Annotated in this window: 9 protein-coding genes; 5 read left to right on the forward strand and 4 right to left on the reverse strand. The window is 47.3% G+C overall.

Going from position 1 to position 12,020, the window contains the following annotated elements; genetic code table 11:
• Positions 1–160: 160 nt before the first annotated feature.
• Positions 161–1,315 carry a carboxymuconolactone decarboxylase family protein gene (locus DWX84_RS06515; RefSeq protein WP_048928244.1) on the forward strand — a complete coding sequence of 385 codons (1,155 nt, stop codon included), beginning with the start codon at positions 161–163 and terminating at the stop codon, positions 1,313–1,315.
• An 84-nt stretch (positions 1,316–1,399) separates the two neighbouring features.
• Here the strand turns inward: DWX84_RS06515 and DWX84_RS06520 are convergent, their stop codons facing one another.
• Positions 1,400–2,401, reverse strand: coding sequence for a malate dehydrogenase (locus DWX84_RS06520; RefSeq protein WP_005862899.1), 1,002 nt, complete (start codon positions 2,399–2,401; stop codon positions 1,400–1,402).
• Between the two features lie 154 nt (positions 2,402–2,555).
• Here DWX84_RS06520 and DWX84_RS06525 point away from each other — a divergent pair, with 154 nt between their 5' ends.
• Positions 2,556–4,406 (forward strand): YgiQ family radical SAM protein, encoded by a 1,851-nt coding sequence (locus tag DWX84_RS06525; protein WP_121960744.1) that lies wholly within the window; start codon positions 2,556–2,558, stop codon positions 4,404–4,406.
• Between the two features lie 126 nt (positions 4,407–4,532).
• Here DWX84_RS06525 and DWX84_RS06530 read toward each other — a convergent pair whose 3' ends face one another.
• The 3 genes from DWX84_RS06530 to DWX84_RS06540 are packed head-to-tail and all read right to left on the reverse strand — an operon-like array spanning position 4,533 to position 6,327.
• On the reverse strand, positions 4,533–4,913 hold the full coding sequence (locus DWX84_RS06530; RefSeq protein WP_005862903.1) for a RidA family protein: 381 nt from the start codon (positions 4,911–4,913) through the stop codon (positions 4,533–4,535).
• 27 nt (positions 4,914–4,940) lie between these two features.
• Positions 4,941–5,687 (reverse strand): 23S rRNA (guanosine(2251)-2'-O)-methyltransferase RlmB, encoded by a 747-nt coding sequence (rlmB, locus tag DWX84_RS06535; RefSeq protein ID WP_036628747.1) that lies wholly within the window; start codon positions 5,685–5,687, stop codon positions 4,941–4,943.
• A 49-nt stretch (positions 5,688–5,736) separates the two neighbouring features.
• Positions 5,737–6,327 (reverse strand): thymidine kinase, encoded by a 591-nt coding sequence (locus tag DWX84_RS06540; protein ID WP_005857603.1) that lies wholly within the window; start codon positions 6,325–6,327, stop codon positions 5,737–5,739.
• A gap of 283 nt (positions 6,328–6,610) precedes the next feature.
• On the opposite strand from DWX84_RS06540, the gene DWX84_RS06545 reads away from it, so the two are divergent.
• The 3 genes from DWX84_RS06545 to DWX84_RS06555 are packed head-to-tail and all read left to right on the forward strand — an operon-like array spanning position 6,611 to position 12,019.
• Positions 6,611–7,651 carry an efflux RND transporter periplasmic adaptor subunit gene (locus tag DWX84_RS06545; RefSeq protein WP_121960842.1) on the forward strand — a complete coding sequence of 347 codons (1,041 nt, stop codon included), beginning with the start codon at positions 6,611–6,613 and terminating at the stop codon, positions 7,649–7,651.
• Positions 7,652–7,656: 5 nt separating this feature from the next.
• A complete protein-coding gene (locus DWX84_RS06550) occupies positions 7,657–10,698 on the forward strand; it encodes an efflux RND transporter permease subunit (RefSeq protein WP_121960843.1) in 3,042 nt (1,013 codons plus the stop codon).
• Positions 10,699–10,708: 10 nt separating this feature from the next.
• Positions 10,709–12,019 (forward strand): TolC family protein, encoded by a 1,311-nt coding sequence (locus tag DWX84_RS06555; RefSeq protein WP_121960844.1) that lies wholly within the window; start codon positions 10,709–10,711, stop codon positions 12,017–12,019.
• Position 12,020 lies beyond the last annotated feature (1 nt).

The following is a 12,020-nucleotide window of genomic DNA, read 5'->3' on the forward strand; positions in this document are numbered from 1 at the left end:
AGGGAATCGCAGGCGCTTTATTCGTTTGCTCAACCCCAGCTGTCATCCGGATCAGCTCCGTTTACGAACGGTAATTTTGATACAAAGATCCGTAATATATATACATATACTTGAGATAAATCCGAATATCTTTGTGATGTCAAACAATAACGATATCCTCATGAAAACAAAAGTAATCGTACTCTTCCTGCTAGGCTTCATACCAGCCTTCGCACAAGATATCCCAACTTCTAAAACAGAACAAAATATGGACAGAATCGAACGCTGTAAAAAGAATTACACCGAGCTATTCGGAGGCGAGGCATTGACCGGACAAGGAACAGATCCGGAAATGATGGACATTCTCCAGAAATTCATCTTCGGGGAGGTATTCCGCACAGGAGATCTTGATAAAAAGACCCGGGAGCTTATCACTTGCACCATATTAGCCACGATGCAAACCTTGCCCCAACTGAACGCCCACGCCAAAGCGGCGCTAAACGTAGGCGTCACTCCCATCGAGCTACGGGAGGCAATATATCTATGTGCCCCGTTCATCGGTTTCCCGAAGACATTGAATGCCTTAAATACCATCAACGAGGTCTTTAAGCAACAAGGCATCGCTTTGCCTCTGGAGAGACAAGCTACCGTTACGGAAGAAGATCGCCACGAGAAAGGACAAGCCATACAAAGCCGGCTTTACGGCGAGGGAATCAAAGAGGCCATGAGGAACGTCCCGGGAAATATGGGTCCGGAAGTAGAGCGATTCCTCACCGAATTCTGCTTCGGAGATATCTATACTCGCAACGGGCTAGACCTCAAAACCCGGGAGTTACTGGCTTATTGCATACTAACGACCCTTGAAGCCGAAAGCCAACTACACTCGCATCTCGAAGGGAACTTACTGGCCGGCAATAGCAAGGAGACCTTAACGGCGGCGGTTATACAATGTCTTCCTTATATCGGCTTCCCTTCCGCTATCAAAGCGTTGAAGATCATTAAGGAGTCCTCTCAGCCCGCCCCTGAGAAGAACTTAGTCCGCCTATCCAAGATCACGGTCGATCCCGCCCAGTTGGAACGTTATAACGCCTTTCTGAAAGAAGAGATCGAGGCTTCCATGCGTCTAGAGCCGGGTGTTCTTACACTGTATGCCGTATCGGAGAAAGAAGATCCGCATAAAGTAACCATCCTAGAGATTTACGCGGATCAAGACGCTTATAAAAGCCATATCCAAACGCCCCATTTCCAGAAATACAAACAAGGAACATTACAGATGGTGCAAGAGTTGGAACTGGTAGATAGCACGCCCCTGATCCCCGGACTAAAGATAAAATAAAACAAGAATCCCCGCTTTCCGGCACGAAGCCATCTAAGCGGGGATTCCATATATCCATGAAAATCTAAATTACTTGTTATTCGATCATTTGATATTCGGATTCAATTTATGCCATTCGGAAATAGCGGGAAGCACGCCCATAGCGATCACCTCGTCACGTAAAGCGCAAAGGTGCTTGTAGCTCTTCTCCAAGGCAGCCTCTTCTTCCGGTGTACCATGCACCTCTTTCAACGTTACGCCGTCTTTCGTAATCGAGGTCTCCCAAGCCATCATGATATGATCGAACTTACCGTTTGATACATAAGCGCCAGCCGGCCAACGGAACGGTTTACCACCCATTGCCGCAGCGATCATCTCGATAGATACATACGACGGGCTTTGGAAGGAAGAACGGCCACGCAAGGCGATAATGTTCGCGCCACCCTTCGTAACCTTTGTCTGTATCTCCGCCCATTGATCTTTCGTCAAGGCATCCGTACCGATAAGCTCAGTTAAAGGTTTACCATCCACTTTAGCGGTAGAGGCGAAAACAGCCATTTGCTCGCCATGGCCACCATACGTACGGCAATTCTCAACCTGATCCATAGAGATACCGAAATGTTTTGCCAACTCACTGCGTAAACGAGTAGAATCCAATGCGGCCAACGTCGTAACCTGAGAAGGTTTCAAGCCGGAATACAATAAGGTAATCAAACCGGTAATATCCGCCGGGTTAAAGATAACCACGATATGCTTTACGTCCGGGCAATAAGCCTTTACGTTCTTGCCGAACTCCTCGGCGATAGCGGCGTTTCCTTTTAGGAGATCCTCACGGGTCATACCTGCCTTTCTTGCGGCACCACCGGAGTTAACGATATATTTAGCGCCAGTCAAAGCCTCCTTGATGTCTGAGGTAAAAGTGATGTTTACACCCTCGAAACCACAATGGAATAATTCCTCGGCAACTCCCTCCAAACCCGGTGCGTAAGGGTCGTACAAACAAATGTTGGAAGTTAGTCCCATCATAATAGCGGTCTGTGCCATATTAGAACCGATCATACCTGCTGCGCCGACAATCGTCAGCTTCTCGTCTGTGAGTGTTTTCATAAGAAACCTTGTTTTTAAATGTTTATTTTTCTTTTCGACACAAAGATACGAGATTGAGAACTCTTGTCCTAATCATAAAAACGAATCCCCCATAAATAAAAGTTATGAATAGCGTCTCTATGATTATTCCAAGATTATCACGTACCTTTGCATTATGAAAACATTTAAACTAGACAATTGGTTGCCCACAACGAAGAAAGAAGTCGAGGCACGGGGATGGGATTACCTCGACGTGATCCTTTTCTCTGGAGACGCCTATGTGGATCACCCCTCTTTCGGGGCGGCCGTGATCGGTCGTGTATTGGAAGCGGAAGGATTACGGGTAGCGATCGTACCGCAACCGGATTGGCGGGGAGATTACCGGGATTTCAAGAAGCTCGGCGTTCCCCGGCTTTTCTTCGGTGTATCCGCCGGTGCCATGGATTCAATGATCAACCATTATACTGCCAATAAGCGATTACGCAGCGACGACGCCTATACGCCGGACCAACGTCCGGGAATGCGTCCGGACTATCCGAGCATCGTCTATACTAAAATACTGAAAGAATTGTATCCGGATGTCCCCGTCGTATTGGGTAGCATCGAGGCCTCATTACGCCGGCTTACGCATTACGATTATTGGCAAGATAAGCTATTACCGGGAATCCTTGCCAGTAGCCCGGCCGATTTATTGATTTACGGCATGGGCGAGAAGCCGATCAAGGAGTTGGTGCGCCGCCTAAAGTCCGGCATTCCTTTCAACGAGATCAAGGACATCCGCCAAACGGTTTATCTGGCAGACAAAGAGGATGCGAAAGACGATGATATCGTGCTCTTCTCGCATGAGGAATGCCTAAAAGATAAATTGAAACAAGCGAAGAATTTCCGGCATATCGAAGAGGAATCCAACAAGTACAATGCCTCACGTATCTTGCAAAAGGTAGGAAAGCAAGTGATTGTGGTGAATCCTCCCTTCCCTCCAATGACGGAAGCGGAGATAGATGCCTCCTACGACCTTCCCTACACCCGCTTGCCGCATCCCAAATATAAAGGGAAAGTGATACCGGCTTTCGAGATGATCAAGTTCTCGGTGAATATCCACCGGGGTTGTTTCGGAGGATGCGCGTTCTGTACCATATCGGCGCATCAAGGGAAGTTCATCGCCTCCCGAAGCAAGGAATCGATCTTGAAGGAAGTGAAAGCGATTACCGAAATGCCGGATTTCAAGGGATATCTAAGCGATCTGGGAGGCCCTTCCGCCAATATGTACCGTATGAAAGGGAAAGATGAGCGGATTTGCGCCAAATGCAAGAAACCGTCTTGTATCTCCCCCGTCGTTTGCAAGAACTTGAATGCGGACCATACGCCGCTACTGGATATCTACAAAGCGGTAGATAGACTTCCCGGGATCAAGAAGTCGTTTATCGGAAGCGGTGTACGCTATGACCTGTTATTGCACCGTTATGCGGATGAGTCTTTAAACAAGGCAGCTCAAACCTATACCGAGGAATTAATCGCCCGCCACGTATCCGGCCGTTTGAAAGTGGCCCCGGAGCATACGCAAGACGAGGTGTTGAAACAAATGCGTAAACCGTCTTTCTCGCAATTCGGACAGTTCAAGAAGATATTCGATAAGGTAAACCGGCAATATGGGTTGAACCAGCAACTCATCCCCTATTTCATTTCCAGCCATCCAGGATGTACCGAGGCGGATATGGCGGAGCTGGCGGTGATCACCAAGAGCTTGCATTTCCAGTTGGAGCAAGTACAAGACTTCACGCCTACGCCGATGACATTGGCTACGGAGATGTATTATACCGGATATCATCCTTATACGTTGGAGAAAGTATATACGGCCCGCTCAAAAGAACAAAAGTTGGCACAACGCCAGTTCTTCTTCTGGTATAAACCCGAGTCACGCCGTCAGATCATGCAAGTATTGCAAAAGATGGGACGAAAGGATTTGATTGAGAAATTATTCGGACAGAGGGGTGACATGAATCCCGCTCCCAGAAAAAGAAGATAATAGGCTTTTGAGATTAGCTGTATCGATGAATTACGAGAGTAGTCGCATCGTATCACGGGAGTAGTCTTGATGGATAACGAGAGTAGTCTCGACTAGCGATGAGACTACTCTCGTTATTCCTTATGATTATTCTTTCACGGCGATCACCTCGATCTCTACCAAACCATTCTTCGGCAGTGTCTTAACGGCTACCGCCGAACGTGCGGGAAACGCACCTTCGAACTGAGAGGCGTATACCTCGTTCATAACGGCGAAGTCGCCCATATCCGCTAAAAATACGGTTGTTTTTACGACATCATTGATGCTATAACCTGCCTCTGCCAAGATAGCGTGAACATTCTTGAACGCTTGGGCGGTTTGTTCCTTTACGGATCCCTCAACGAAAAGTCCCGTAGCAGGATCGATACCCAGTTGTCCGGAAGCGAACAGCATATTACCTACTTGCACCGCTTGGCTATACGGACCGATAGCGGCGGGAGCGTTTTTTGTAGCGATAACTTTCTTCATTTTCTTCTTTAGTTTATATACATATTATTATTGTTGCTCGTTCATACGTTGGCGAACCACCTCGTACACCAAAATGGAAGTGGCTACGGACACATTCAAGGAACCGATCGTTCCGAATTGCGGAATCTTTACCATATTATCGCAGATGCGCAAGTTCTCCTGAGACACACCCGTATCTTCCGCTCCCATCACGATCGCAACCGGTCCTTCATACTTCACCGCCGTATAATTCTCCGCCGCTTTCTCGCTGGCGGCAAATACCTTCACCCCGCTTTGCTGCAAGAAACGGATCGCTTGGTTGATACTCTTCTCCTTACAAACCGGCAATACATGCAAGGCGCCGGCAGAGGTCTTGATCGCGTCGGCGTTTACCGAAACGCTTCCTTTTGCCGGAATCACAATCGCATCGACTCCCGCACACTCGCAGGTACGGGCAATAGCGCCGAAATTACGCACGTCCGTAACCCCATCCAGCAATACGATGAAAGGATCTTTTCCTTGCTCATACACAAAAGGAATGATATCTTCCAAGCTCTGGTAGGTAACCGCCGACATAAAAGCGATCACCCCCTGATGATTCTTTCGAGTCAAACGATCCAAGCGTTCAGCCGGAACACGTTGTACCGGTATCTCACGGCCTCTCAGTACCTCAAATAACTCTTTGGATAGATCCCCTTGTAAATCCCTTTTCACAAGGATCTTATCTACCTCCTTATCAGCCTGTATAGCCTCAATCACGGCACGAATGCCGAACACCATCTCGTTTTCTTTCATACTTTATATAACGCAAAACTATTAATTTCACAAATGTAGGGATAAATAATCAATTCTTCAAACCTTCAGCCTTCGCATAGCATTCCCGGCATAAAGGCTCGTATTCGGATTGTTCCCCTAAGAAGACCCGTTTATCATTTCCCACGATACGATGGGATACGTAAGCCAAACGTCCGCATTTCACGCAGATGGCATGCACTTTCGTCACCTCATCGGCGATAGCGCATAGCTCCGGCATAGGACCGAAAGGAACTCCCTTATAGTCCATGTCCAACCCAGCCACGATCACCCGGATACCGTTAGCGGCCAATTGATTGCACACGTTTACCAATCCCTCATCGAAAAACTGGGCCTCGTCTATCCCCACCACATCGATCTCGGAAGTGAACAATAGGATACTGGAGGAAGAATCCACCGGAGTAGAAGGAATCGAATTACTATCGTGCGAGACCACGTTATCCTGCGAATAACGGGTATCGATCGCAGGCTTGAAAATCTCCACCCGCTGCTTGGCGAATTTAGCCCGTTTCAAACGGCGGATAAGCTCCTCCGTCTTACCGGAAAACATGGAACCGCAAATCACCTCGATCCGCCCTTGTCCCGGATACTGGAATATATGTTCTTCTGAAGGCAATGTCATTACTTTCTCCTTTTTTGCCGGCAAAAGTACATAAAAAAGCGGAACCGCGGAAGTTTACTCACCGTATCACCGGTTCTAATTGTCACTGCACAGGCGTTGCAGTGGGCACTGCCTATAGTGATACACGGTGTAAGGCATCCATCGTCCGCCTCGTTATAAATTAAGGTTGGGCCGGTCTATTTTCCAGTTGAGCGACGGTATCTTCCGGTTCAGTAAAAATCCGCCTTATTCCTTCATCCATTGCCTCTATTTTTGCCCGGTAACAAATAACTAGGTATATCTTATGAGAAGAATTTCATACATCCTGCTTCTGGGCATCCTTTTATCGGCATGCCAAAAGAACACAAAGTCCGAAGGCACGAACTTACCTGTCGAGGTGATCTCTCCAATAAAAAAGACAGAGATCGGCAGAAGTCGTGAATACACCTTTTTATCAAGGCCCTACAATGAGACGGTCCTATCTTTCCGCATCAATGGCCCCGTCTTGAATTTCGACTTACGGCCCGGACAAGCGTTTTCCAAAGGCAGCACGATCCTCTCGATCGATAACCGTGACTTCTTGATTCGCAAGCAGCAAACAGAGGCGCTCTATTCGCAAACCAACCAAGAGTATAAACGGATCGAGGCCCTTTACAAAAAGAATAACATCTCCGGAAGTAATTATGAGAAGGCGAAAGCGGATTTCCTTGTTGCCAAATCCAATTACGAGACCGCCGTCAACGCCCTAAGCGATACCCATCTGTCCGCCCCTTACGACGGATATATCCAAAATATCCATATCGAACCTTTCCAAGACGTGAAAGCGACCGAGCCAATCCTTACCTTCATAGAACTGGACAGGCTGAAGATCGAGACCTATATACCAGAGGAAGTCGCCTTACACTTATATGATAAAGAAAAACAGAAGCTATGTCAAATAGGAATCCATTTCGATACGGCTCTCGAACGGACAATCACCCCTTCCGATTTATATGTGTCTAAAAGTACGACAAACAATAACCTCTCTTATCTGCTGACCGCCATTGTCCCAAATCCAGATATGGAATGGCTGGGCGGAATGGGTGGAATCCTCTCGATCGACCTACCCAAAGAAGAGCGGTCTCAAAATCTATGGCTTCCCTTAACGGCTATCTGTCATCGCCCCCAAAAAGGAGATTATGTATGGGTGGTTAAAGGAGACAAGGTTAACTCCGTTCCCGTCAAACTCGGTAAGCAAAGAAATAACCAGATAGAGATCGTGGAAGGAATCACGGAAAATGACCTTGTCATATTGACAAGGCAACGTTTCCTTTCCGAAAATAGTACCGTAACCATCCAAAAATAAGTAAGATGCAAAAATTCATCAAATATTTCCTGAAAAACAAAGCGGTTACATGGCTCCTGCTAGTCCTGATCTTGGCAGGGGGACTGTTCTCTTACGCAAAGATGGGAAAACTGGAAGATGCCCCGTTTACGATCAAGCAAGCCTTGGTACTTACCCCTTATCCCGGCGCCTCCCCCTCGGAAGTTCAGTCCCAAGTGACGGATGTGCTGGAAGAAGCCATTCAATCCTTAGGCGAGTTATACTATCTGAAGACAGAGAACCGGGCTGGACTTTCCAAGATCACGGTCTACGTGAAAAAGGAAATCCGGGCCGACGAGATGCAGCAGTTATGGGATAAACTACGCCGAAAGGTAAACGACGTACAAGGCAAATTACCTTCCGGAGCGGGAACCTCCATCGTCAATGATGATTTTGGCGATGTATTGGGTGTTTTCTACGGATTGACCGGAGAATCTTATACCTACCGGGAACTGGAGGATCAAGCCAAACTGATCAAAGACGATTTACTGAAAGTAAAAGACGTGGCAAAGGTAGAGATCTACGGCATACAAACTCCCGTAATCGATATCCGGATAAACCCCACGATCTTATCCAATCGGGGTATTACGACAGCTGATATCAAACGGGCGTTCGACGGACAGAATAAAGTGGTAGACGCCGGGAGTATTCGCAACGGGGAGACTCGCATACGTATCGAATCCACCGGTAATTTTTACTCCTTGGATGATATCCGTAACCTTACGATCGTATCTCATTCCGGCGAGCATTTCCGGCTAGGCGATATCGCCCGTATCGAAGAGGGTTACCAGACTCCGCCCCAAAACTTCATGCGCATCAATAACAAGCAAGCGGTCGGTATCGCTATCTCTACCATACCGACCGGGAACGTGGTCGATATGGCCAAAGCCGTGAAAAAGCGTATTCAATCATTTTCGGAGACCATGCCCAAGGGTTTTGAGCTCACCTCCATATACGACCAAGGATATGAGTCCGCCGTGGCCAACCAAGGATTTATCTTGAACTTGATCATCTCCGTCGTGACCGTAGTAGCGATCTTATTGTTCTTTATCGGTTTCAAAAACGGCCTTTTGATCGGTAGCGGATTGGTTTTCTCTATCTTCGCCACTTTAATTGTCATGTTCGCCAACGGGATCGCCTTGCAACGAATGTCTCTTGCCGCTATCATCATCGCGATGGGTATGTTGGTAGATAACGCCATCGTAGTATCGGACTCTGCCTTGGTAAATATGCAACGAGGCATGCGCAAACGTATCGCGATCATGAGGGCTTGCTCATCCACCGCCCTGCCTCTACTGGCGGCTACGGCTATCGCGATCCTCACGTTCTTGCCCATTTACTATTCACCGCATATCACGGGCGAATTACTTTCATCCTTAGTGATCGTGATCGGAGTATCCTTGATGTTCAGCTGGGTGTTCGCGCTTACGCAAACCCCATTCTTCATCCAAGAGTTTGTACGGCGCCCCAGACCGGACGAGTTAACAGGGGAATTATTCTCCGGAAAATACTATGATTATTTTCGGTCTTCCCTACGCCTTGTCATCAAATACCGATACGCTACAGTAGGTATCTTATCCGTTCTATTGGTTATCTCCGCATGGAGTTTCCAGTTTATCCCGAAAGTGTTCGTGCCCTCGCTCGATAAGCAGTATTTCACTTTAGATATGTGGCTACCGGAAGGTACAGCCATCGAGGAAACCGATCGATACGCTACCGATATGGCCGAATCCATCCAAGAATATTCGCAGACGGAAATGGTTTCCTCTTATATCGGACGGACACCGCCCCGTTATTATCTATCGAACGTTAGCTTCGGTCCCCAACCAAACTATGCCCAATTATTGGTAAAATGTAAGACATCCGGAGAGGCCCGGGAATTGCATGCCTTGCTACAAGACTCTATTCGCTTAAAATATCCGGAACCGCTCATCAAGGTGAACAAGTTTGAGTTAAGCCCGCTTACGGAAGCCTTGATAGAAGCCCGTTTCCTCGGGCCGGACCCGGCGGTATTGGACTCTTTGGCTGGAGTAGCTATCGACATTATGCGAAGGAACCCGAAAGTAGCCAATGCCCGGAATGAATGGGGTAATATGACCTATATGATACGCCCGGTATATGATCCGGTAAAAGCCGGTTCCTTAGGTATCACCAAGGCCAATTTGATGGAATCCGTCAAATCCATCGAGGAAGGTACGGTTATCGGGATTTACCGGGATGAGGAAAAGAAAGTCCCGGTCTTATTGAAATCGGAGACGAGCGGAATCAATGATCCCCATTCATTAGGCGATTTCTCGGTCTGGAATGGAGAGAAATCCGCTCCTTTGTCGCAAGTAACCCAACAAGTAACCTCTACATGGGAATATCCGCAGATCAAGACCTACAACCGGCAATTGTCTATGGCAGCGATGTGTGGCGTGAAAAACGGTTACACCATGTCTGAGGTACACGGTGAGATTCGGGAAGAGATCGAGAAAATGAACCTGCCCCAAGGATATAGCTTCTTCTGGGATTCACAATACAAAGACCAGACGGAGGGATTACAAGCCCTTGTCAAATTCTTCCCGTTGGCTTTCTTGATGTTGGTTGTTATATTGGTCGCTTTATTCTCCAATTTCCGTCAACCGATAATCATCCTTTGCGTGCTCCCTCTCTCCTTAATCGGGGTAGCGATCGGTATGTTACTTACCGGGTTCGATTTCGGCTTTTTCCCGATCGCCGGATGGTTGGGGCTCTTGGGTATGATTATCAAAAACGTAATCGTATTATTAGACGAGATTAACACGCAACGTCGTAACGGTATCTCTCCATACGACTCGATCATAGAGGCAACCATCTCAAGGACTCGCCCGGTCTTGATGGCGGCTACCACGACTATTCTAGGAATGGTGCCTTTACTTTTCGACGTAGCGTTCGGTGGAATGGCGGCGACTATTATCTTCGGACTCACCTTCGCCACCTTACTTACGTTATTCGTAACCCCGACGTTATACGCATTGTTTTACCGGATTCATTCACCTCACAAATAAACGATTAAAAATGGACAAAGTATATATTATCAGCGGTCTCTTATCCTTCCTATCCTTCCCGTTAATCGCACAAAACAGCGATTATCAAGCGCAATATAGGGAAAAAGTCTTGGAATACAACCAAGACTTGAAAGCAGCGGGATACAACGAGGCCATGAAACAGGAAATGATCAAATCGGCCCGTGCGGATTTCAAACCGAAACTCTCGGCGGGAGGTAATTTCAATTATACCGGTAATCCTCTAGAACTATCGATTGATTTGCCATCTATGAGTTCCCCCCTTTATTTTCAAGGTAAAGATCTGAAATATGGGGCGACTCTCTCCCTATCACAACCGATTTATACCGGAGGCGGCATTCGTGCCAACTACCAAAAAGCACGGAAGGAAAAAGAGTTGGCATCCAATGAATCCAATCGTATAAAAAGCAATACCCTACACGACGCCGATATCTACTATTGGAACGCGGTAGCCCAACACGAGCTGGTTTTCGTGGCACAGGCATTTCGTACATCTATACAGCAACTGGTAGAGGTCGTACGCCACCGGGTAGAAGTCGAATATATCGATCGAAACGATCTTCTTATGGCGGAGGTAAAACTAAACGACGCGGATTTCCAGTTATTGCAAACTCGTGATAACGCCGAGATCGCACGTTTAGCCCTTAATTCTTTCGCTGGTGTAAACCCGAGCGATACCTTGCCGATCGATCATTCCGTAATCGCCCTCAAACAATTTATCCCTTTATCGGATGAGATAGATAATGCGATAACCAGCAGGCCGGAATACCGGATCGCCCAAAACAAGATCGAGTTACAGGAATCATCCCGGAAAATAGCAGATGCCCGTTTCTTACCCCAATTCCATATTGGAGTAGATGGAAGTTATTCCTCACCGGGCTATAACTTCAAATCCGACCTAGATCCGAACTATGCGATCTACGCCAAGCTCAGTATCCCGCTCTTCGAATGGGGAAAACGTAAGAGTACCCGCAACGCTTCCTCGTACGCCATCAATATGGCTCAACAGAATCTCAGCAAGGCGCAAGATAAGATCCGGCTGGAAATACAAACCGCCCATTACAACTATAAGCAAGCTATCGATAAAGTCAAACTAACCGAGAGCTCATTATCAAAAGCATCCGAAAGTGAACAAATGGCCATGGAGCGTTATAAGGAGGGGAATGTTTCCATCGTCGAGGTTATCAACGCTCAACTATATCATCAGCAAGCTCAGGTTAATTATATACAATCCAAACTAAACGCACAGATGGCGAAGACGGATTTCGAACGGGCAATTTATTATCTTCGCGAAAAAGAATAGG

Origin of the sequence: Parabacteroides sp. AF21-43, from assembly GCF_003635435.1 — a bacterium.
Taxonomy (GTDB): domain Bacteria; phylum Bacteroidota; class Bacteroidia; order Bacteroidales; family Tannerellaceae; genus Parabacteroides; species Parabacteroides distasonis.